Raw genomic sequence first — 20,678 nt, 5'->3', positions numbered from 1 at the left:
GAGCAACATCTGCACCCCAAATAGCCATTCGAAAAAACTCCTTAGTTCACCGGACCCGAAACTCTCGGCATCCCCAGCGGCCCCCGGCTGATCCGGAAGATCCAATGCCTCGAACCTACCCTGCCGCGCAAAAAACTGTCGATGGGCAGGCCTCCCCATCGGGTTACTTGCCGAAGCTGCGCAGCCGCAGCGAGTTGGCCACCACCAGCACGGAGCTGGCCGCCATCGCCGCGCCGGCGATCATTGGGTTGAGCAGGCCCAGCGCAGCAACCGGAATGCCGATGGCGTTGTAGAAGAAGGCCCAGAACAGGTTCGTCTTGATCGTGGCCAGGGTCCGGCGGGACAGCTCGATGGCCTGCGCGACCTGCCCCAGATCGTTGCCCATCACGGTCAGGTCCGCGGCTTCGATGGCGACGTCGGTGCCGGAGCCCATCGCGATGCCCAGATCCGCCTGGGCCAGCGCTGCGGCGTCGTTCACGCCGTCGCCGGCCATGGCCACCGTGGCGCCGCCGGCCTGCAGCCTCCGCACGGCGTCGACCTTGCCCTCCGGCAGGACCCCCGCGAAGACGTCCTCCGGCGGGATGCCGACGGCGGCGGCCACCTGGCCGGCCACCGCGGCGTTGTCGCCGGTCAGCAGGATGGGCCGCAGCCCCAGCTCCCGAAGCCGGGCGATTGCCGCAGCGGAGCCGGGCTTCAGCGTGTCGCGCAGGCTCACGATGCCCGCCGGTTCGCCGTCCACGGCCACCCAGATGGCGGTGGCCCCGGACTGCTCGGCGGCGGACAAGGCTTCGCGCTGCGCTCCAGAGACCGCAACGCCGTTCCCCTGCAGCCAGCCGGACCGGCCCACCGTAACGAGGCGGCCTTCCACGCTGCCGCGGACACCGCCGCCCGGGGCCGAGTGGAAGCCGACGACGGCGGGCAGCCGCGCGTCGTCGCCGCGCCCCCGCTCCGCGCTGAGCGCCGCTGCCGCGATGGCCCGGGCGATGGGGTGTTCGGACGCGGCCTCCGCTGCGCCGGCGAGCCGCAGGACCTCGTTTTCGCTGAACGGGGCGAACGCGCGGGTGCCGGCGACGGCAAGGTGCCCGGTGGTGACGGTGCCGGTCTTGTCCAGCAGGATGGTATCCACGGTGCGGGTGTCCTCGAGCACCTGCGGGCCCTTGATCAGGATGCCCAGCTGGGCGCCGCGGCCTGTGCCAGTGAGCAGGCCGACCGGGGTGGCGAGCCCCAGGGCGCACGGGCACGCGATCACCAGCACCGCGACGGCCGCCGTGAAGGCGGCGCGAAGCTCGGCGTCGCTGACCTCCGGCCCGGCCAAGAGCAGCCACGCACCGAAGGTGAGCGCGGCGATGGCGAGGACCACGGGGACGAAGACGGCGCTGATGCGGTCTGCGAGCCGGGCGATCGGGGCCTTCCCCGACTGCGCCTGGGAGACCAGCCGGCCCATCTGGGCCAGGGTGGTGTCGGCGCCGACCCGCGTGGCGCGGACCAGGATCCGGCCGGAGGTGTTGATGGTGGCCCCCGTGACGGGGCTGTCCGGACCGACTTCAACCGGCACCGATTCCCCCGTCACCAGGGAGGCGTCAACGGCGGAGGCGCCCTCGATGACCACGCCGTCGGTGGGGATCTTCTCGCCCGGGCGGACCACGACGACGTCCCCGACCCGGAGCCGGTCCGCGGGCACCGGGAACTCGGTGCCGTCGCGGAGCACGGTGGCATCCTTGGCGCCCAGATCCAGCAGGGCCTTGAGCGCGTCACCGGCCTTGCGCTTGGCGTTCGCCTCCAGGTAGCGGCCGAGCAGCAGGAAGGTCGTGACGACCGAGGCGACCTCGAAGTACAGGCCGGCCGAACCCATGCCCTCCATGCCCGGGTGCTCGGTCAGGCGGGGATCGGCCAGGAGCTGCCAGGCCGAGAAGATATAGGCAGCCGATACGCCGATCGACACCAGCGTGTCCATGGTGGACGACAGATGCCGGGCGTTCACTGCCGCGGCCCGGTGAAACGGCCACGCCGCCCAGCTGACCACCGGCAACGCCAGCGCGGCGGCAACCCAGCCCCAGTTCGGGAACTGGACGGCCGGGAGCATCGAGAGCACGAAGACCGGGACGGTGAGGGCGGCCGCGACAACCAGCCGGGGCTTCAGCGTCGCCGCAGGTCCTGCGGCAGTCTCCTCGGCCGGGGAGGCAGGCTCCCGCAGGGTCCGCACCGTGGCCTTGTAACCGGCGGCGTTCACTGTCGCAGCGATCTGCTCGTCTGAGATGTTGGCCGGGACGGTGACACGGGCGGACTCCAGCGGGAGGTTAACCGAAGCCTGCACGCCGTCGAGCTTTCCCAACTTGCGCTCGACCCGGCCGACGCAGGAGGCGCAGGTCATGCCCTCGATGTCGAGTTCAATCACCCGGCTTCCGGACTGGTCCAGCAGTTGCGCGTTGCTCACGGTATGTTCTCCTCGGTCGTGCTCGGTGAAGTCCTGCTCAGGTCCTGCTTCCGGGAGGCCGCCCGGCGCCGGGCTCAGGCCTCGTTCGCGACCACCAGGTAGCCCGCCTCGGCGACCGCTTCGCCGATTTCGGCGGGCGAGAGTGTTTTGTCGGAGGTGATGGTGACGGTGGAGATCCCGCCCGCGTTGAGGTCGACGTCGACGCTTTCGACGCCCGCCAGCGCTTCAAGTTCTTCGGAGACGGAGGACACGCAGTGCCCGCAGGTCATCCCGGATACCTCGACGGTGGTGGAAACGGTGCTCATGGCTTGCTCCTTGGTGGGGGACTGGTTTACCAGTCCGGTCGTGTTTTGGGAGGTGTGGTGAGTGGTGTTGCCGCTACCGCAGCAGGCGCCCGATGGCATCGGTGGCCTCCTTCACTTTGAAGTCGATGGCTTCGGCGCGAAGTTCCGGATCCGGTTCCGCGGCCGCCCCGACCACGCAGTGGCCGATGTGTTCTTCCACCAGACCGAGGCTGACGGCGTGCAGGGCCTTGGTGACGGCGGCGACCTGGGTCAGGATGTCGATGCAGTACTTGTCCTCATCGACCATCCGGGCAATGCCGCGGACCTGGCCCTCGATCCGTTTGAGCCGCTTGAGGTAGGCGTCCTTGTTGGCGGTGTAGCCGTGCTGCTGGGGCGGTGCGCCCTCCAGGGGCGCCACGATGGACGCGTCGGACTCGTTCATCTCATCAAGTTATACCCCCCAGGGGTATATGGCAAGTACCCTCCGGGGGTACCGTGCCGGGAAAGGGAATTCTGTCCGGAAATTAAAGAGCTCCGGAGTGCGTTATTGGGGGATACGCACTCCGGAGCAGCTATGGGGTAGGGGTTTCCCGCCTACGAATACAACCTTACTTGGCAGTAGAGACCATGCGCCAGCACCTCGAATAACTACTTTCGCTTTATTTTCCCGGGCCGGTCAGGAGCCGCGGCGGGGCCTGCCCGCCCCGCTGGACCGCACCGGGACGATGAGGACCGGGCGGTCCTGATGATGGCTGAGCCAGGCGGCCACCGATCCGTTGAGTGCAGCAGTGAGCCGGTGCCCGAGTCCGGGTTCGGGGGTACCGACGATGATCATGGCCGCACCGGCGTCCGCCGCCAGCCGGCCGAGCGCCCGGGCGGGATCCCCGGCCAAGGTCCGCAGGTTCCATTCCACCCCCGGGACATCGCAGACGGCGGCGATCTCGGACCGCAGCCGCTCGGTGGCTGCCCGGATCTCCGCATTGTCGGCCTCCGGGTGGAGCGAGAGCCGGTGCGCGGACCGGGTCGGATCCCACTCCACGAGGTAGCTGGCCTCGTCCACGTAGGCACAGACCAGCGGGGCGGAAAGGCTTCTCGCCAGTGTCACCGCCGTTTCAAGCACCTCCGGGGGCTGGCCCGGGAGGACGCCGACAACCAGAGGTGCTGGGCTCGTGCGCTCTGCGGGCATACCCAATTCTTGCCCCGGCTCTTCCGGCCCGGCTAGGGCCTTCCTCCCTTGATCGACTCCGGCGCCGGGCCTACGGTTGGAGGACACGGGAAGGGCGGCAGCGGTGGAAATCTTCATGTGGTGGCTGGACCTGGACCTTGCCAGCAAGGAATGGCTGCGCGGCAACCTGCGGGCCGAGGAGTTACCGCTCCCGGTGCTGCAGGGCATCGCCGAGGCCGGCGGCCCGCATCCGGACAAGGCCACCGGCGTCCTGAGCGCCGCCGACTGGGACTTCGTCGAAACCCAGTCTGAATTCGTCGATTGACCCCCGAAAAACCATTGCGGCAGCCGGGCCGCGGTGGTTGCATGTAGGGCATGGCTACCGCAGAAAGTTATGTCCTGGCGATCGGCACCAAGAAAGGGCTCTGGCTGGCCAGCAGCCCGGACCGGCAAAACTGGTCCCTCTCCGGACCGCATTTCCTGATGAGCGAGATCCCAAGCATCGGAATCGACACGCGCGAAGGCCGGACCCGCATCCTCGTCGGGGTCCGCTCGGAACACTGGGGACCCACCGTCTTCCACTCTGACGACCTTGGCGAAACCTGGAACGAGCCGGAAAACGGAGCCATCCGCTTTCCCGAGGACACCGACGCCGCGCTGGAGCGCGTCTGGCAGATCCACCCCGACGCGGAGTCGCGCCCCGGCGTCGTCTGGGCCGGGTGCGAGCCGATCTCGGTCTGGAAATCCACCGACGGCGGCGAACACTTCGAGCTCAACCGCGGCCTCTGGGACCACCCGCACCGCAGTGAATGGGGGGCCGGCTACGGCGGGGCGGCGGCACATTCGATCGTCGTCAACCCGGACGGGGAGAAGGTGCACGTCGCCATGAGCACCGGCGGTGTCTACCGCTCGCTCGACGGCGGGACGTCCTGGGAGCCGCGGAACATGGGGATCTCGGCTTACTTCATGCCCGATCCCAACCCCGAATTCGGCCAGTGCGTCCACAAGATTGCCGCCGACGCCGCGGTGGACGGGCGCCTGTACGCGCAGAACCACCACGGCGTCTACCGCAGCGATGACGACGCCGAGAACTGGGAATCGATTGCCGAGGGCTTGCCGGCGGACTTCGGCTTTGTCATGCTGACGCACCCGCGCCGCGCGGGCACAGCCTGGGTCATCCCGCTGAAGGCCGACGGCGAACGGATCCCGCCCGGCGGAAAGCTTGCCGTGCACCGGACCGACGACGCCGGCGCGAGCTGGAAGCGGCTGGATGCCGGCCTGCCCGGGGCAGAGTTCAATTCCGTGCTCCGCGACGCGGCCTGCGTCGACGCCGCCGAACCCGCCGGAGTCTACTTTGGGACCCGCGGCGGCAGCGTCTACGCCAGCGCCGACGAAGGTGAACACTTCACCGAGGTCGCCTCGCACCTGCCCGACGTGCTGTGCGTGCGGGCCGCGGCTGTTGTCGGCGCCCCGGCGCCTGCGGCGCGCGTTGCCGCGGCTTCCGCTTGAGGCTAACTGTGCCTGAGATCAGTGTGCTGCTTCCCAGCGTCCTCCAACCGCTGGCCGGCGGGCAGTCCATCCTGACTGCGCCCGCGGACGGGGCCGTAACGGTCCAATGGGTGCTGGAAACTGTGGCCGGGGACTTCCCCGCCCTGTCCCGGCGGCTGCGGGACGAAACCGGAGCCGTCCGCCGCTACGTGAATATATACGTCAACGGGAATGAAATCCGGCGGCTGCAGGGCCTCGGCACGGAAGTGGCGCCCGGCCAGGAGGTCCTGATCATCCAGTCCGTCGCCGGCGGCTAGCTCGTTAGGCCACGCGCCAGAGGGTGCACTCGTCGGCGTTGACCGCCTTGCGCGTGCCCGATTGCCGGTCCAGGATCCAGACGACGCCGATCCCCGGCGCCGTTTCCTGCACGCTGCCGCGGCGGATCACGACGTCGTCGTAGTTGGGGCCGACGCGCAGGCGGGCCTCGATCTCGTCGCCGCGGTGCAACTGGTCGAGGGCGCGGATGCGGGTGGTCTGGGCTTTGGCTTCCTTCAACATGGCGGGCCTCCTGGACTGGAGCTGGTGCCTGCTCTTGCCGGCACTTCCAGTGTCCTGCGCCATTGTTGCCGCTGCGTTTCGGCCCGGTAAGCGGTGGGTTAGTTTTCCGGGCCGTCCTGATTTCCGCGCCAGGGCCGCCGGCTCAGGGGCACGCAGGCTCTGTCGTGGAAATCCGCACGAAGGCCGGCCGCTAGCCCCCGACTGGCCGCTGGCCCCCGGCTGGCCGCCCGGGGGTCGACGTCGGCGGCCGGCCCGGACAGAATGGGCCGTATGCGACTGCCGCTGATGCCCCCGATCGCGCCGATGCTGGCGAAAGCCGTAAGCGCCCTGCCGGAGGGTTCGATGAGTTTTGAGCCCAAGTGGGACGGATTCCGTTCCATCATCTTCCGCGACGGCGACGAGGTGGAGATCGGCAGCCGCAACGGCAAACCCCTGACCCGGTACTTCCCGGAGCTCGTGGAGTCACTCAAGGCAAACCTCCCGCCGCGCTGCGTTCTCGACGGCGAGATCGTCCTGGTCGGCGCCGCGGGGGACCGCCTGGACTTCGATGCCCTCCAGCAGCGGATCCACCCGGCGGCGAGCCGCGTCCGGCTGCTCGCCGCCCAGACCCCCGCAAGTTTCGTTGCCTTCGACCTGCTGGCCCTCGACGACGAGGATCTCACCGCCCGGCCCTTCGGGGAGCGCCGGGCGGCCCTCGAGCGGGTGCTCGCGGACAGCTCCGCGCCGGTGCACTTAACCGCCGCCACCGCGGACCGGGACACCGCGGCGACGTGGTTCCGGCAGTTCGAAGGCGCCGGCCTGGACGGGATCGTGGCCAAGGCGCTTGACTCCAGCTACCAGCCGGACAAGCGCACCATGTTCAAGGTCAAGCACGAACGCACCGCTGACTGTGTCCTCGCCGGTTACCGGGTGCACACCTCCGGCCCGGACCGGATCGGTTCGCTGCTGCTGGGGCTCTACGACGACGACGGCGTGCTCGCCAACGTGGGTGTGGTGGGTGCGTTCCCGATGCAGCGCCGCAAGGAGCTGTTCGAGGAACTCCAGCCACTCGTCACCGATTTTGCCGACCACCCGTGGGCGTGGGCCAGGCAGGAGGAGGGGGCCCGGACGCCGCGCAACGCCGAGGGCAGCCGGTGGAGCGGGGGCAAGGACCTGGGCTTCACGCCCCTGCGCCCGGAGCGGGTGGTCGAGGTGAAGTATGACCACATGGAGGGCGCGCGTTTCCGGCACACCACCCAGTTCGTCCGCTGGCGGCCGGACCGGGAGCCCCGGTCCTGCACCTACGCCCAGCTGGAGGAGCCGGTGAGCTACGACCTGGCCGCCGTGCTGGGCGCCGGCCAGGGCTGAACTCCCGCGGTCGGGCGGTCCACACGACGCTCCCGCCCGGTTCTTTTGCCCGCAACACCGCCGACACGCGGAAAAGCCCGGCGTGTTCACCGAACACGCCGGGCTTTTCCAATAAGAACTGGGCGGGAGCGTCGCGGATGCCCTTGCCCGTCGGGGGCCTTAGCGCAGGCCGAGCTCCTTGGTGGGAACCTTGAAGGTTTCCTTGGCGGTCAGCGCGGAGATGGCGGCGATGGCGCAGATGATCCCGGTGAAGATGGTGATCTGAACCCAGCCGCCGGGCTTGATGCCGCCCATGGCCGCCACGATTGCCGGGGCGAAGCCTGCCATCAGGAAGCCGAGCTGGGTGCCGATCGCCAGGCCGGAGAAGCGGACCCTGGTGCTGAACATTTCGGCGTAGAAGGACGGCCAGACGGCGTTGGAGGCCGCGTAGCCGAAGGAGAAGAAGCCGATTGCGGCCAGGAACATTAGCGGGACGCTGCCGGATTCGAGGCTGAGCAGGAATACCGGGGTCAGCAGCGCGCTGGAGAGAGCGCCGTAGATGAAGACCGGCTTGCGTCCGATCCGGTCGGCCAGCTTGCCGAAGAGCGGCTGGGTACCGAGTGCCACGAGGTTGGCGCCCACGACCAGCCACAGCGTGACGGTGCCGTCCACGTTGGCGACATTCTTCGCGTAGCTGATGGCCAGGGTACCGAACACGGTGGAGACGGCGGCGATGAAGGCGCATGCGACAACGCGGAGCACGTCGCGCCAGTGGTGCTTCAGCAGGTCGGCGACCGGGAGCTTGGAAATCTGGGCGCTCTTCTGGGCCTCCTCGAAGGCCGGCGGCTCGTGCAGGGTGCGGCGGATGAAGAAAGCAACCACGACGACGACGGCGCTGAGCCAGAACGGGATGCGCCAGCCGATGCCGTACTTGACCTCGTCAGGCAGGGCAAGGACGGGGATAAAGACGAGTGCGGCAAGGATCTGGCCGCCCTGGGTGCCGGTCAGGGTCCAGGAGGTGAAGAACGAACGGCGGTTGTCCGGTGCGTGCTCCAGGGTCATGGAGGAGGCGCCGGCCTGCTCACCGGCGGCGGAGAGGCCCTGGCAGAGCCGGGCAATCACCAACAGCACGGGGGCCCACCAGCCGACGGTCTTGAAGTCCGGCAGGCAGCCGATCACAAAGGTGGAGGCGCCCATCAGCAGCAGCGTGAACATCAGGACCTTCCGGCGGCCCACCCGGTCACCGAAGTGGCCCAGGATGACGGCGCCGACGGGACGGGCCACATAGGCGAAGCCGAAGGTCGCGAAGGACATGATGGCGGCGTTGGCGTCCGCGTCCGGGAAGAAGACCTTCGGAAAAATCAGGGCGGCGGCGGACCCGAAAATGAAGAAGTCGTAGTACTCGACGGCGCTGCCCAGGAAGCTGGCGAGGGCCGCCTTCTTAGGCGTCCCGGCCGGTGCGGCAGTGCCCGGCGTCGTAGACGGGAGTGTCTGGCTCATGGTGTTCCTTTGATGTGACGACGTTGTCGCGGATGGATCGGGAGGGTCCTGCCGGCCGGTGGCTTCAAGTGTGCGGCAGCCGGTGGACCGAGGAAAGACCCGGACTAGTAGCCACATGGTGGGAGCTACTTGTGCGATGTAGCAAGCATGGCTGTGAGCGCGGTCACTTGTCAAGGAAAATAATCACGATCTAGCAATAGCTCTCACTATGTGAGAACATCGATGCATGAGTGTGAATCAAGACACAGAGCCGGACCTCGCTGCCGGGGCCCCCGATGAAGAGACCGCGAAGCCTGCGCGCCCGGCCAAGGAGGACTCGCGCACCGATATGGTGGGCAAGGCTCTGGGCCTGCTGGTCCTGCTCGGCGATGAACCCCGCGGAGCCAGTGCCGCGGAGCTCTCGCGCCGGGCGGAACTGCCCTTCAGCACCACGTACCGCCTGCTCGGTTCGCTGACCAGGGACGGCTTTGTGGACTACGAGCCGGACGGCCGCCGCTATCATCTGGGCCTGCGCGTCTTCCAGCTCGGCCAGCGGGTATCCAACCACCATGGCTTCGCCGGCACGGCGCTTCCCATCCTGCGGCGCGTCACCGAGGAGACCGGCGAGGCCACCATCCTTTCGGTGCGTGACGGAAACCACCACCTCACCGTCAACAAGGTCGACGGTCCGCAGACCTTCCGCGTCACCTCCGATCCGGGCCACCTCGGCGCGCTGCACACTACCTCGGTGGGCAAGGCGCTGGTTGCGTTTGCCGACGATGCCACCCGGGACCGTCTGGTGCAGGACCTCGAACTGGAGCCCCTGACGGAACTCTCCATCACGGACCGGGATGCGTTCCGGGCCGAAATCGAGCTGGTCCGGAAGCGGGGCTACGCCACCATGGACGAGGAAAACGAGCTGGGCATGCGCGCCGTCGCCGTCCCGGTCTTCAACTCCCAAGGCCACGCCTTCGCCTCGCTGGCCACCGCTGTGCCCGTCTTCCGGATGAGCATGGAGGCCCTTGTGGCCCTCGTGCCGCTGCTCCAATCCGCCGCGGCCGAGCTCTCTGCCCGGCTGCCCCAGCAATGAAGAAATATATGTTCGCAATAAGAACATCAGTGCAATATGTGAACACCTGCGGTAATGTAATCCCTACCACCCGGCCTGCCGCCCCCATTGCGGTCGCCGAGTGCCGTTGTCAAAGGAGCTAGACGGATGAGCAATCGAGCAGAGTCCTTCCTCGTGGGCCTCGTAGGCGATGGCGTGACGCCGTCCCTCACGCCCCCCATGCATGAACGCGAAGGCGATGTGCAGGGCCTCCGGTATCTTTACCGCCCCATTGACCTCACCGAACTGGGCCTCCCCGGCCAGGCCGTCGGGGAACTCCTGACCGGCGCCCAGCGGCTCGGCTTCAACGGCTTGAACATCACCCACCCGTGCAAGCAGTTGGTGCTGGAACACCTCGACGAGATCTCGCCGGACGCCCGGCGCCTCGGTGCCGTCAACACCGTGACCATCCGCGACGGCCGCTTCATCGGCCACAACACCGATTTCTCCGGCTTTGCCTCCGCCCTCGCCTCCGGCCTGCCCGGGGCGAAGCTGGACCGCGTCGTGCAGCTCGGCGCCGGCGGCGCCGGGTCCGCTGTCGCCTACGCACTGTTGACTGCCGGGGTCCGGCGGCTGGACCTCGTGGACACGGACGCGGCCCGTTGCGCGGACCGGGCGGCCGAACTGGCCGGGTTTTTCCCGCACAGCCAGGTCACGGCCCGGACGACGGCCGAGCTTCCCGGGCTCATGCCGCTCGCCGACGGGCTGGTGCACTGCACCCCGGTGGGCATGGCCGCCCACCCCGGTGTCCCGCTGGACATGTCCCTGCTGGAACCACGGCACTGGGTCGCGGACATCGTCTACCGGCCGATCGAGACCGAACTGGTCCGCGAAGCCCGCGCCAAGGGCTGCGAGGTGCTCGACGGCGGCCGGATGGCCGTGGGCCAGGCAGCCGACGCGTTCCGGATCTTCACCGGCCTCGAAGCGGACGCGGACCGGATGCGGGCCCACTTCCTGGAGCTCGTCGCTGCCGAGGAGGTGGCCGCCTGATGCGCACCGGAATCGCCACCGTCTGCCTCTCCGGCACCCTGAAGGAGAAGATGCACGCCTGCGCCGTCGCCGGGTTCGACGGGATCGAGATCTTCGAGCAGGACCTCGTGACGTCCTCGCTGAACCCGGAGGAGATCCGGTCGATGGCCGCGGACCTGGGCCTCGGCCTCGACCTGTACCAGCCGTTCCGCGACTTCGACAGCGTGCCGGAGGAGCTGCTCGCCGCCAACCTGCGCCGGGCGGAGGCCAAGTTCCGGCTGATGTCCCGGCTGGGCATGGACACCATCCTGGTCTGCTCCAACGTGGCCACCGCCAGCATCGACGACGACGAGCTCCGCGCCGGGCAGCTGTCCCGGCTCGCCTCGCTCGCCGGCGAGCACGGTGTGAAGGTCGCCTACGAGGCCCTGGCATGGGGCAAATACGTCAACGACTACGAGCACGCCCACCGCCTCGTGGAACTGGTGGACCACCCGAACCTGGGCACCTGCCTCGACTCGTTCCACATCCTGTCCCGGGACTGGGACACGGCCCCGATCGAGCGGTTCAACCCCGAGAAGATTTTCTTCGTCCAGGTGGCGGACGCCCCGAAGCTGTCCATGGACGTGCTGTCCTGGAGCCGGCACTACCGGGTCTTCCCGGGCGAGGGGCAGTTCGAGCTCGCCAAGTTCATGGGCCATGTGGTCCGTGCCGGCTACTCCGGCCCGGTCTCGCTGGAGGTGTTCAACGACGTCTTCCGGCAGTCCGACGTCGAGCGCACCGCGGTGGATGCCATGCGTTCGCTGATCTGGCTCGAGGAACAAAGCGCACAGTGGCTGGAGGCGCACCCCTCGGCGCCAGAGGCGGCCGAAACGGCCGCCGGGACCGCCGGCCGCCGTCGTCATCCGATGGAACTGGCCACGCTGCCGCAGGTGACCGAACCGGCTGGCTTCAACTTCGCCGAGGTGCGGGCCGCCGACACCGCCACCCTGGAGACCCTGCTGGGCCAGCTCGGCTTCGCGTTCAACGGCCGGCACCGGACCAAGAATGTGCAATTGTGGACCATGGGCCACGCGCGCGTGATCATCAACGAGGAAGCCCCCGCCGCGGCGGAGACCGCCATTGCCGCGGTCGGCTTCGACGTCGACTCACCCGTGATCGCCGCCGCCAGGGCGCAGCAGCTCAAGGCCCCCGCAGTGCCGCGCAAGAGCCAGGCGAACGAGGAAATCTTCCAGGGCTTCGCCGCCCCGGACTCCACCGAAATCTTCCTGTGCCAGGGCAGTCCGGACGGGACCGCCGCCTGGGTCAACGAGTTCGGCACGCCCGCCGGAACTGGAAACGGCACTGGAGACGGCGCTGCCGGCGCAGCCGCAGGCAGGGCTGCGGGGCCGCAGGCCGTGATCGACCACGTCAACCTCGCCCAGCCGTGGCAGCACTTCGACGAGGCCGTGCTCTTCTACACCAGCGCCCTGGCCCTCGAGCCGCAGCCGTACGCCGAAGTGGCCAGTCCCACCGGGCTGGTCCGCTCCCAGGTGATGACCACCCGGGACCGCGGAGTGCGGCTGGTGCTGAACCTGGCCCCGCTGCACCAGCAGGAGGGCGGCCAGGACGCAGCCGGCGGCGCACCCACCGGAATCCAGCGCCGGACCTACCAGGAACACATCGCGTTCGCGGTGGATGACCTTGTGGCCACGGCCCGGGCCGCCCGCGGCCGCGGCCTGGACTTCCTGCGCATCCCGGCGAACTACTACGAGGACCTGGACGCGCGTTTCGACCTGGATCCGGGGTTCCTCGCCACCCTCCGCGAGCTGAACCTGCTCTACGACCGTGACGCCGACGGCGAATTCCTGCACTTCTACACCGCGACCGTCGGCAGCGTGTTCTTCGAGATGGTGGAACGCCGCGGCTCCTACGACGGCTACGGGGCCCCCAACGCCCCGGTCCGGCATGCCGTCCAGTACGACCATCTGCACCAGCTCAAACTCACCGCCTGACCGCTCCCGGCCAGGTTCGACCCACCCCAACGAAAGGAGGCTGCTGTGCCTGAAGAAATCAACCTCGAAATTTTCAACGCGGACCCGATCACCGAAGACGTGTCCGACGCAGCGCCCGAGGCCACACCGCAGGCCGCCGCGCAGGCTGTTCCGGCCCTGGACACTGCCGCGGAATCGCAGCAGATCCTCAGCGACGAGATGAAGGCACTGGGCGACGCCTACGCGCAGGCCCGCCTCAACGGCGCCGCGGCGGAAACCCAGCCGCGGCTGGACTACCCCCCGTACCGCAGCAGCATCCTCCGGCACCCGACCAAGAGCCTGCAGCATGCGGACCCCGAGACCATTGAGCTGTACTCGCCGGCCTTCGGACACATGGACGTGCACGCCCTCGAATCCGACCTCACCATCCAGCACAACGGCGAACCGATGGGCGAGCGGATCATCGTCTCCGGCCGCGTGCTCGACGGCGACGGCCGGCCGGTGGCGGGCCAGCTGGTGGAAATCTGGCAGGCCAACTCCTCGGGCCGCTACATCCACAAGCGCGACCAGCACCCGGCCCCGCTCGACCCGAACTTCACCGGCGTCGGCCGCTGCATCACGGGCGCGGACGGGTCCTACAGCTTCACCACGATCAAGCCCGGCGCCTACCCGTGGAAGAACCACCTGAACGCCTGGCGGCCGGCCCACATCCACTTCTCCCTCTTCGGCCAGGAGTTCACGCAGCGGATCGTCACGCAGATGTACTTCCCCGGCGACCCGCTCTTCGCCCTGGACCCGATCTACCAGTCGATCGTGGACCAGGACGCGCGGGACCGCCTGGTCGCCAGCTACAACCATGATCAGACCAAGCCGGAGTGGGCGCTGGCCTACAACTGGGACATTGTCCTGACCGGTTCGAAGCGGACCTGGACCGAGAACGAGGCGCTGGGCGCAGAAGGAGACGACCATGAGTAAATTGACCCCCACACCCGGCCAGACGGTGGGCCCGTTCTACGGCTACGCACTGCCCTACGCGAAGGACCGGGAGCTGCTGGCCCCCGGGTCCGCCGGCTCGATCCGCCTGCAGGGCACCGTGTTCGACGGCGCCGGCCATCCGGTCCCGGACGCCATCCTGGAGATCTGGCAGGCCGACGCCGAGGGCCAGGTCCCGCAGCGGACCGGCTCCCTGGTCCGCGACGGCTACACCTTCACCGGCTTCGGCCGCAGTGCCGTCGGCAACACCGGCGTCTTCACCTTCACCACCGTCAACCCGGGCCCCACCGCGCCCGGCGCCGCACCGTTCATCTCCGTGGTCGTGTTCGCCCGCGGCCTGATGAACCGGCTCTTCACCCGCGTCTACCTGCCGGAGAACGAGGAGGCCCTCGCCGCCGACCCGCTGCTGTCCGCCCTGGAGCCGGCACGCCGCCGCACCCTGATCGCCCGGCGCGATCCCGACGGCGGCCTCAGCTGGGACATCCGGCTGCAGGGCGAGGGCGAGACGGTGTTCCTCGATTTTGAAGGCGACGGCGCTGAAGCCAGTAGCATCGAGGATGCCGGCGTTCAGGACGCTTCGCAGTGACGATTCCCAACGGTGACGCAGCTGCCGGCCGGGACGGCGATTTCGGCCTGCTAAGCCCCGTGTCGGCGTCGCCCCGGGTGGCGGCGCTGACCGGGGACCGCGCGGTGCTCGCCGCCATCCTCCGGGTCGAAGCCGGCTGGGCCGCGGTCCTCGAGGAAGCGTCCCTGGCCCCGGCCGGGTCCGCCGCCCTCGTGGCGGAGGCCGCCGACGTCGGACGCTACGACATCGCTTCAATCGCCGTCCGAGCCCAGGGCGGCGCCAATCCGGTGATCCCGCTGCTTGCCGACCTCCGCAAGCAGGTCACGGCCCTCGACACGGCCGGCATCGGCGCCGGACGCGCCGTGCACACCTCGCTGACCAGCCAGGACGTGCTCGACTCCGCCCTGATGCTGCTGGCAGCCGGAACCGTTGGGGAACTGCTCACCGACGTCAAACGCACGACGGCGGCCCTCGCCGCCCTCGCGGAGCGGCACCAGCAGACGCTGTGCGTGGGCCGGAGCCTGACCCAGCACTCGCTGCCGTTCAGCTTCGGGCTCAAAGCCGCGCAGTGGTTCCACGGGCTCGCCGCTGCCGCGCGCCGGCTCGAGGCACTGGAGCTGCCGGTGCAGACCGGGGGAGCCGCCGGAACCCTGGCGGCCGGCACCGTGCTGACCGAAGGCTCGGCCCTCGCGCCGCTCGACCTGGCCGACCGCCTGGCCGCCCGGCTGGGACTGGCCGCTGCCCCGGCGCCCTGGCACACCAACCGGCTCGCGGTCACCGCGCTCGGCGACGCCCTGGCAGCCGTGACGGACGCCGCTGGCAAAATCGCCGCCGACGTGCTCTTCCTGAGCCGCCCGGAGGTGGCCGAACTCGCCGAACCGCGGGCCGCGGGCCGGGGAGGCTCCTCGGCCATGCCACAAAAGCAAAACCCGGTGCTGTCCGTGCTGGTCCGCAGCGCCGCGCTGCAGGCACCGGCGCTGGCGGCGCAGCTGCACCTCGCGGCGGCCAATTTCAACGACGAACGTGCCGACGGCGCCTGGCACAGCGAGTGGCCCGCGCTGCGTTCCCTGCTCCGGCTGGGCCTGGGCGCCGCCGGACAGCTCCGCGAACTGGCCGAGGGCCTGCAGGTCTTCCCGTCGGCGATGCGCCGGAACCTGGACCTGTCCGGCCCGCTGCTGCTCTCCGAGGCGGTGACTGCCGCCGTCGGCCCGCTGCTGGGCGCGGACGGCCCACGACGGCTCCAGGACGTGGTGGACCAGACCCTGCAGGCGCCGGCGGCCGAACAGCCAAGCACCTACCGCAAGCTGCTCCGCGCGGCCGTCCCGGCCGAACTGCTCTCCGACGAGCGGCTTGAGGAGTTGCTGGACCCGGCCAACTACCTCGGCCAGGCCGCCGAAATCTCACGACGCATCCTCGCGGCGTGGCCCGACTTCGCGGCGGCCCTGCCCCCTCATATCGAACCGAACCAAGCGACCGAAGAGAACGGAGCCCACCGTGGCTAGACCAACCGTCAAGGCCGTACTGCTCTCGCCCGTGCGCGAGCTCGGCGATAAGCCCCTCCTCGTGGTGGGCCCGTCGCTGGGCACCTCCACGCTGCTCTGGAGCCAGGCCGGCGCACTGCTAGGCAACGACGTCGACGTCGTCGCCTGGGACCTGCCCGGCCACGGCGTCTCCCCGGCCGCCGCCGAATCCTTTTCCGTCGCCGAACTGGCCGACGCCGTCATCGAACTGGTCGACTCGATCGCGCCCGGCGCGCGGTTCCACTACGCCGGAGTCTCCCTCGGCGGGGCCACTGGCCTGCAGCTGGGCATCAGGCACGGCGAACGGCTCAAGAGCCTGTCCGTGCAGTGCAGCGGCGCGAAGATCGGCACCCCGGAAGGCTGGCTGGAACGGGCCGAAACCGTCCGCAACCAGGGCACCGGAGTGATGATCGAGGGCTCCGCCCAGCGCTGGTTCGCGCAGGGCTTCATGGAGCGTCAGCCCGAGCTCAGCAGCCGACTGCTGCACACCCTGCGGGACGCGGACCGGTTCAGCTACGCCTTCTGCTGCGAGGCCCTGGCCGGCTTCGACGTGCGGGACGAACTCGGCAGCATCCGGGTCCCCACCCAGGCCCTGGCCGGCGCCGAGGACACCGTCGCCCCGCCCTCGTTCGCCGAGGAGATCGCCGCCGGCATCACCGCCGGCGGGGGCACGGCCAGCGCCGCGACGCTGGAGGGCGTATCCCACCTGGCACCCTTCGAGGCCCCGGGGCACGTGGCCGAACTGCTGCGCAGCCTGATCAGCTGGACCGAATCCCGCGGAGCCGCAAAGTGACCGGCCCCCGGCCCGGCGGCCCGCAGGCCGGCCCGGAACGGAACGGCGTCGTGCAGCCGGACGCCACCAGCCAGGAGATCTACGACGGCGGCATGAAGGTCCGCCGCGAGGTGCTCGGCGCGGCCCACGTGGACCGGGCCAACGCCAACAAGGATTCCTTCACCGAGGACTTCCAGGACATGATCACCCGGATCGCCTGGGGCGGGATCTGGACCCGGCCCGGGATCAGCCGCCAGATGCGCTCCGCCGTCACCATCACCGCGATGGTGGCCCACGGCCACTGGGAAGAACTCGCGATGCACATCCGTGCCGCCATCACCAACGGCCTGAGCAGGGACGAGATCAAGGAAATCCTGCTGCAGACCGCCATCTACTGCGGCGTTCCCTCCGCCAACACCGCCTTCAAGACCGCGCAGCAGGTCTTCCACTCCATGGACGAGGCCACCCCACCCAACTAGCTCGCAATAGTTGTCGTTTTGAGGGCTGAAAACGACAACAACTGCCAGCTACTTGGGCCCCACCGAGAATTCAGAGGAAATCATGATTCAGGCTTTTGTTTACGACGCCGTGCGGACCCCGTTCGGCAAGTTCGGCGGCGGACTTGCTGGCGTGCGCCCGGATGATCTGGCCGCGCACGTGATCGGCGAGGCGGTCAGGCGCGCCCCGGGCCTGGACGCAGCGCGGATCGACGAGGTGGTGTTCGGCAACGCGAACGGCGCCGGCGAGGAAAACCGCAACGTGGCCCGGATGGGCACCCTGCTGGCCGGGTTGCCGGTCTCGGTCCCGGGGACCACGGTCAACCGGCTGTGCGGTTCCTCGCTGGATGCGGCGATCATCGCGTCCCGGCAGATCAACACCGGGGACGCGGAGCTGATGCTGGTCGGCGGGGTCGAATCGATGTCGCGGGCGCCGTGGGTGCTGCCGAAGACCGAGAAGCCCTACCCGGCCGGGGATCTGTCCCTGGTCTCCACCACGCTGGGCTGGCGGCTGGTAAACAAGGACATGCGCCCGGACTGGACCATCTCGCTGGGCGAGGCGACCGAACGGCTGGCCGAGAAATACGGGATCACCCGCGAGGCGCAGGACGAGTTCTCCGCCAACTCGCACAACCTCGCCGCCGCGGCCTGGGACGAGGGTTTCTACGACCGGCTCGTCACCGCGGTCCCGGGCACGGACCTGGTCCGGGACGAGGGCATCCGGCCCGGATCCTCGGCGGAGAAGCTCGCCTCGCTCAAGACCGTGTTCCGGAGTGAGGCCGGGACCGTGACGGCCGGGAACGCGTCGCCGCTTTCGGACGGCGCCTCCGCGGCGTGGCTCGGGTCCGAGGACGCCGCCGAGCTCCTGGGCCTGGAGCCGCTGGCCCGGATCGCCGGGCGCGGCGTGCATGCGAACGATCCGCAGTTCTTCGGCTACGCCCCGGTGGAGGCCGCGAACAAGGCCCTCGCCAAGGCCGGGATCGGCTGGGACCAGGTCGGCGCCGTCGAGCTCAACGAGGCGTTCGCCGCGCAGTCCCTGGCCTGCATCAACGCCTGGGGCATCGACCTCGCAATCGTGAACCGGCACGGCGGGGCGATCGCGATGGGCCACCCGCTCGGCGCCTCCGGCGGACGCATCCTCGGCACCCTGGCCCGGTCCCTGCAGGCCTCCGGCGAACGCTGGGGCGTCGCCGCGATCTGCATCGGCGTCGGCCAGGGCCTCGCCGTCGTCCTCGAAAACATGACCGTTGCCGGAACCAACACAGGAAAGGCCTAAGGGAATGCTCAACTTCGTAGATACCGTCGGCGAGGCCGTCGCCGGGATCCAGGACGGTTCCACCGTGATGATCGGCGGTTTCGGCAACGCCGGGCAGCCGTTCGAACTCATTGACGCCCTGATGGACTGCGGGGCCACGGACCTCACAGTGGTCAACAACAACGCCGGCCAGGGCGACCAGGGCCTTGCACTGCTGATCAAGGAGGGGCGGGTGAAGAAGATGATCTGCTCCTTCCCGCGTCAGTCCGACTCCTGGCACTTCGACGCCAAGTTCCGGGCCGGGGAGATTGAACTCGAACTCGTGCCGCAGGGCAACCTGGCCGAACGGATCCGCGCCGCCGGCGCCGGGATCGGCGGCTTCTTCACCCCCACGGGCTACGGCACCATGCTGGCCGAGGGCAAGGAAACCCGCTTCCTGGACGGAAAATGGCAAGTGTTCGAGACCCCCATCCACGCCGACGTCGCGCTCATCAAGGCGCTCACGGCCGACGGCAAGGGCAACCTCGTCTACCGCAAGACGGCCCGCAACTTCGGCCCGATCATGGCCGCCGCGGCCAAACACAGCATCGTCCAGGTCTCCGAGATCGTCCCGACGGGCGGCCTGGACCCGGAGGTCATCGTGACCCCCGGTATTTACGTCAACAGCATCGTGAAGGTGGCCTGATGAGCAGCGCGACGAGTATCCAGACGTCCGACAAGCCGCTGGGCCGCGACGACCTCGCCCGCCTGGTGGCCCGGGACATCAGCCCCGGCTCCTTCGTGAACCTCGGCATCGGCCAGCCCACGCTGGTGTCCAACTATCTCGAACCGGAGCAGAACATCACGCTCCACACCGAGAACGGCATGCTCGGCATGGGCCCGGAAGCCACCGGCGACCAGATCGACGGCGACCTCATCAACGCGGGCAAGATCCCCGTGACCGAACTGCCCGGCGCCTCCTACTTCCACCACGCGGACTCCTTCGCGATCATGCGCGGCGGCCACCTGGACATCTGTGTGCTGGGCGCCTTCCAGGTCTCCGCAATCGGTGACCTCGCCAACTGGCACACCGGCGCACCGGACGCGATTCCCGCCGTCGGCGGCGCCATGGACTTGGCGACCGGAGCCAAGGACGTCTTCGTGATGATGACGCTGCTGACCCGCGAGGGTGTGTCCAAGCTGGTGGAGTCCTGCAGCTACCCGCTGACCGGGATCGGCTGCGTCACGCGGGTCTACACCGACAAAGCCGTCTTCCTGACCGGCCCCGACGGCGTCCAGGTCCGGGAGACCTTCGGCTGCACCCTCGAGGAACTCCAAGCGCTCGTGCCGGTGCCGCTCGCCGCCGCCGCCTCAGCCTGACCACCCACGTGCGAACGTACGCTTGGGGCCCGGCCGGAGAGCCGTTTCGGGGCCTCAAGTGTACGTTCGCGCGTATAAAGTGATGCGTGATCGAGAGGCGTGAAATGACTGAGGCAGCAAAGGCCACCCGTGCCGACGGGGCGCCCGCAGCCAGCGACCAGTACGTGCAGTCGCTGGCGAGGGGACTGGCGGTGATCCGGTCCTTCGACGCGGAGCACCCGCTGATGACCCTGACCGAGGTCGCGGCCCGGACCGACCTCACCCGTGCCACTGCGCGGCGTTTCCTGCACACGCTCGTCGAGCTCGGCTACGTCCGGACCGACGGCAAGGCGTTCGCGCTGACCGCCAAGGTGCTGCAGCTCGGTTACGCCTACCTCTCCGGGCTGTCGCTGCCGCAAATCGCCCAGCCGCACCTGGAGGAGCTGTCCCTGAAGCTCGGGGAGTCGACGTCGGCCGCCGTGCTGGACGGGACGGACATCGCCTACATTGCCCGGGTGGCGACGCGGCGGATCATGACCGTCGGCATTACCGTGGGAACCCGCTTTCCGGCCTACGCCACCTCCATGGGCCGGGTCCTGCTGGCCGCACTGCCGCCCGCGGAGCTCCAGGACTACCTGGACGCGGCCCGGATCCGGCCGCTCACCCCGCGCGCCATCGGCACCCGCGAAGAACTGCTGGCGGAGCTGGCCACCGTCCGGGCCCAGGGCTGGTGCCTGCTGAACCAGGAACTGGAGCTCGGGCTGATGTCCCTGGCGGCGCCGATCTACGACGGGCCGGACAAGGTGGTCGCCGCCATTAACGTCTCCCTGCAGGCGCAGGCCGTTGCGGCGCAGCCGGACCCGGAGGCGTACTTGGATTCGGTGCGCGAGGCCGCCGTCGCCACCGCGGAACTCATCTCCGCGGACCTCTCTGCCGGACGCTGACGCTGCCGGACGC

22 protein-coding genes are annotated in these 20,678 nt (G+C 69.2%); 16 read left to right on the top strand and 6 right to left on the bottom strand.

The window, feature by feature from the left end:
- Positions 1-163: 163 nt before the first annotated feature.
- The 4 genes from AC1DH3_RS15270 to AC1DH3_RS15255 all read right to left on the bottom strand — a co-directional run bounded on the left by AC1DH3_RS15270 (position 164) and on the right by AC1DH3_RS15255 (position 3,904).
- Positions 164-2,371, bottom strand: coding sequence for a heavy metal translocating P-type ATPase (locus AC1DH3_RS15270; protein WP_476909687.1), 2,208 nt, complete (start codon positions 2,369-2,371; stop codon positions 164-166).
- A 137-nt stretch (positions 2,372-2,508) separates the two neighbouring features.
- Positions 2,509-2,739 carry a heavy-metal-associated domain-containing protein gene (locus AC1DH3_RS15265; RefSeq protein WP_476909682.1) on the bottom strand — a complete coding sequence of 77 codons (231 nt, stop codon included), beginning with the start codon at positions 2,737-2,739 and terminating at the stop codon, positions 2,509-2,511.
- A 73-nt stretch (positions 2,740-2,812) separates the two neighbouring features.
- On the bottom strand, positions 2,813-3,160 hold the full coding sequence (locus tag AC1DH3_RS15260) for a metal-sensitive transcriptional regulator (protein ID WP_476909681.1): 348 nt from the start codon (positions 3,158-3,160) through the stop codon (positions 2,813-2,815).
- Positions 3,161-3,394: 234 nt separating this feature from the next.
- Positions 3,395-3,904 (bottom strand): universal stress protein, encoded by a 510-nt coding sequence (locus AC1DH3_RS15255; protein ID WP_476909680.1) that lies wholly within the window; start codon positions 3,902-3,904, stop codon positions 3,395-3,397.
- A 103-nt stretch (positions 3,905-4,007) separates the two neighbouring features.
- Here AC1DH3_RS15255 and AC1DH3_RS15250 point away from each other — a divergent pair, with 103 nt between their 5' ends.
- Genes AC1DH3_RS15250 through AC1DH3_RS15240 form a run of 3 tightly spaced genes read left to right on the top strand, consistent with a single transcriptional unit; the run spans position 4,008 to position 5,688 of the window.
- Positions 4,008-4,208, top strand: a complete 201-nt coding sequence (locus tag AC1DH3_RS15250) for a hypothetical protein (RefSeq protein WP_441419189.1) — start codon at positions 4,008-4,010, stop codon at positions 4,206-4,208.
- A 50-nt stretch (positions 4,209-4,258) separates the two neighbouring features.
- Positions 4,259-5,392 carry a WD40/YVTN/BNR-like repeat-containing protein gene (locus AC1DH3_RS15245; RefSeq protein WP_476909679.1) on the top strand — a complete coding sequence of 378 codons (1,134 nt, stop codon included), beginning with the start codon at positions 4,259-4,261 and terminating at the stop codon, positions 5,390-5,392.
- A gap of 8 nt (positions 5,393-5,400) precedes the next feature.
- The gene (locus AC1DH3_RS15240) at positions 5,401-5,688 is read left to right on the top strand and encodes a MoaD/ThiS family protein (RefSeq protein ID WP_476909678.1); all 288 of its coding nucleotides are present in this window, start codon (positions 5,401-5,403) and stop codon (positions 5,686-5,688) included.
- Positions 5,689-5,692: 4 nt separating this feature from the next.
- Here the strand turns inward: AC1DH3_RS15240 and AC1DH3_RS15235 are convergent, their stop codons facing one another.
- Positions 5,693-5,929: a hypothetical protein gene (locus AC1DH3_RS15235; RefSeq protein WP_441419192.1), complete on the bottom strand. Its 237-nt coding sequence runs from the start codon at positions 5,927-5,929 to the stop codon at positions 5,693-5,695.
- A 270-nt stretch (positions 5,930-6,199) separates the two neighbouring features.
- Between AC1DH3_RS15235 and AC1DH3_RS15230 the strand changes: the two genes are divergently transcribed.
- A complete protein-coding gene (locus AC1DH3_RS15230) occupies positions 6,200-7,276 on the top strand; it encodes an ATP-dependent DNA ligase (RefSeq protein ID WP_476909677.1) in 1,077 nt (358 codons plus the stop codon).
- Positions 7,277-7,435: 159 nt separating this feature from the next.
- Here the strand turns inward: AC1DH3_RS15230 and AC1DH3_RS15225 are convergent, their stop codons facing one another.
- Positions 7,436-8,755, bottom strand: a complete 1,320-nt coding sequence (locus AC1DH3_RS15225) for an MFS transporter (protein WP_441419194.1) — start codon at positions 8,753-8,755, stop codon at positions 7,436-7,438.
- A gap of 226 nt (positions 8,756-8,981) precedes the next feature.
- Between AC1DH3_RS15225 and AC1DH3_RS15220 the strand changes: the two genes are divergently transcribed.
- The 12 genes from AC1DH3_RS15220 to AC1DH3_RS15165 all read left to right on the top strand — a co-directional run bounded on the left by AC1DH3_RS15220 (position 8,982) and on the right by AC1DH3_RS15165 (position 20,665).
- Positions 8,982-9,824 carry an IclR family transcriptional regulator gene (locus AC1DH3_RS15220; RefSeq protein WP_476893379.1) on the top strand — a complete coding sequence of 281 codons (843 nt, stop codon included), beginning with the start codon at positions 8,982-8,984 and terminating at the stop codon, positions 9,822-9,824.
- Between the two features lie 126 nt (positions 9,825-9,950).
- On the top strand, positions 9,951-10,832 hold the full coding sequence (locus tag AC1DH3_RS15215; RefSeq protein ID WP_441419196.1) for a shikimate dehydrogenase: 882 nt from the start codon (positions 9,951-9,953) through the stop codon (positions 10,830-10,832).
- A complete protein-coding gene (locus AC1DH3_RS15210; protein ID WP_476909676.1) occupies positions 10,832-12,802 on the top strand; it encodes a TIM barrel protein in 1,971 nt (656 codons plus the stop codon). The genes AC1DH3_RS15215 and AC1DH3_RS15210 overlap by 1 nt, the downstream gene beginning before the upstream one ends.
- A 45-nt stretch (positions 12,803-12,847) precedes the next feature.
- Positions 12,848-13,756, top strand: coding sequence for a protocatechuate 3,4-dioxygenase subunit beta (gene pcaH / locus AC1DH3_RS15205; RefSeq protein ID WP_441419198.1), 909 nt, complete (start codon positions 12,848-12,850; stop codon positions 13,754-13,756).
- Entirely contained in the window at positions 13,749-14,360 is a 612-nt protein-coding gene (gene pcaG / locus AC1DH3_RS15200; RefSeq protein ID WP_441419199.1) for a protocatechuate 3,4-dioxygenase subunit alpha, read from the top strand. Before pcaH ends, pcaG begins: the two co-directional genes overlap by 8 nt.
- On the top strand, positions 14,357-15,841 hold the full coding sequence (locus tag AC1DH3_RS15195) for a lyase family protein (protein ID WP_441419200.1): 1,485 nt from the start codon (positions 14,357-14,359) through the stop codon (positions 15,839-15,841). Before pcaG ends, AC1DH3_RS15195 begins: the two co-directional genes overlap by 4 nt.
- Entirely contained in the window at positions 15,834-16,652 is an 819-nt protein-coding gene (locus tag AC1DH3_RS15190; RefSeq protein WP_441419201.1) for an alpha/beta fold hydrolase, read from the top strand. The genes AC1DH3_RS15195 and AC1DH3_RS15190 overlap by 8 nt, the downstream gene beginning before the upstream one ends.
- Positions 16,649-17,110: a 4-carboxymuconolactone decarboxylase gene (pcaC, locus tag AC1DH3_RS15185; RefSeq protein ID WP_476909675.1), complete on the top strand. Its 462-nt coding sequence runs from the start codon at positions 16,649-16,651 to the stop codon at positions 17,108-17,110. Before AC1DH3_RS15190 ends, pcaC begins: the two co-directional genes overlap by 4 nt.
- A gap of 82 nt (positions 17,111-17,192) precedes the next feature.
- Entirely contained in the window at positions 17,193-18,404 is a 1,212-nt protein-coding gene (locus AC1DH3_RS15180) for a thiolase family protein (protein ID WP_476893384.1), read from the top strand.
- Positions 18,405-18,408: 4 nt separating this feature from the next.
- Positions 18,409-19,068 (top strand): 3-oxoacid CoA-transferase subunit A, encoded by a 660-nt coding sequence (locus AC1DH3_RS15175; RefSeq protein WP_175323478.1) that lies wholly within the window; start codon positions 18,409-18,411, stop codon positions 19,066-19,068.
- The gene (locus AC1DH3_RS15170; protein ID WP_476909674.1) at positions 19,068-19,742 is read left to right on the top strand and encodes a 3-oxoacid CoA-transferase subunit B; all 675 of its coding nucleotides are present in this window, start codon (positions 19,068-19,070) and stop codon (positions 19,740-19,742) included. Before AC1DH3_RS15175 ends, AC1DH3_RS15170 begins: the two co-directional genes overlap by 1 nt.
- Before the next feature lie 104 nt (positions 19,743-19,846).
- Positions 19,847-20,665: an IclR family transcriptional regulator domain-containing protein gene (locus AC1DH3_RS15165; RefSeq protein ID WP_476909673.1), complete on the top strand. Its 819-nt coding sequence runs from the start codon at positions 19,847-19,849 to the stop codon at positions 20,663-20,665.
- Positions 20,666-20,678 lie beyond the last annotated feature (13 nt).

It is taken from the genome of Arthrobacter sp. 05L428 (genome assembly GCF_056397665.1).
This window is presented reverse-complemented; position numbering and strand designations above follow the sequence as displayed.

Coding starts and splice junctions, on each gene's coding strand:
- AC1DH3_RS15230 (WP_476909677.1), top strand. CDS start 6,200: ATGCGACTGCCGCTGATGCCCCCGATCGCGCCGATGCTGGCGAAAGCC.
- AC1DH3_RS15265 (WP_476909682.1), bottom strand. CDS start 2,739: ATGAGCACCGTTTCCACCACCGTCGAGGTATCCGGGATGACCTGCGGG.
- AC1DH3_RS15235 (WP_441419192.1), bottom strand. CDS start 5,929: ATGTTGAAGGAAGCCAAAGCCCAGACCACCCGCATCCGCGCCCTCGAC.
- AC1DH3_RS15255 (WP_476909680.1), bottom strand. CDS start 3,904: ATGCCCGCAGAGCGCACGAGCCCAGCACCTCTGGTTGTCGGCGTCCTC.
- AC1DH3_RS15225 (WP_441419194.1), bottom strand. CDS start 8,755: ATGAGCCAGACACTCCCGTCTACGACGCCGGGCACTGCCGCACCGGCC.
- pcaG (WP_441419199.1), top strand. CDS start 13,749: ATGAGTAAATTGACCCCCACACCCGGCCAGACGGTGGGCCCGTTCTAC.
- AC1DH3_RS15175 (WP_175323478.1), top strand. CDS start 18,409: ATGCTCAACTTCGTAGATACCGTCGGCGAGGCCGTCGCCGGGATCCAG.
- AC1DH3_RS15170 (WP_476909674.1), top strand. CDS start 19,068: ATGAGCAGCGCGACGAGTATCCAGACGTCCGACAAGCCGCTGGGCCGC.
- AC1DH3_RS15180 (WP_476893384.1), top strand. CDS start 17,193: ATGATTCAGGCTTTTGTTTACGACGCCGTGCGGACCCCGTTCGGCAAG.
- AC1DH3_RS15270 (WP_476909687.1), bottom strand. CDS start 2,371: ATGACCTGCGCCTCCTGCGTCGGCCGGGTCGAGCGCAAGTTGGGAAAG.
- AC1DH3_RS15165 (WP_476909673.1), top strand. CDS start 19,847: ATGACTGAGGCAGCAAAGGCCACCCGTGCCGACGGGGCGCCCGCAGCC.
- AC1DH3_RS15245 (WP_476909679.1), top strand. CDS start 4,259: ATGGCTACCGCAGAAAGTTATGTCCTGGCGATCGGCACCAAGAAAGGG.
- AC1DH3_RS15260 (WP_476909681.1), bottom strand. CDS start 3,160: ATGAACGAGTCCGACGCGTCCATCGTGGCGCCCCTGGAGGGCGCACCG.
- AC1DH3_RS15220 (WP_476893379.1), top strand. CDS start 8,982: ATGAGTGTGAATCAAGACACAGAGCCGGACCTCGCTGCCGGGGCCCCC.
- AC1DH3_RS15210 (WP_476909676.1), top strand. CDS start 10,832: ATGCGCACCGGAATCGCCACCGTCTGCCTCTCCGGCACCCTGAAGGAG.
- AC1DH3_RS15215 (WP_441419196.1), top strand. CDS start 9,951: ATGAGCAATCGAGCAGAGTCCTTCCTCGTGGGCCTCGTAGGCGATGGC.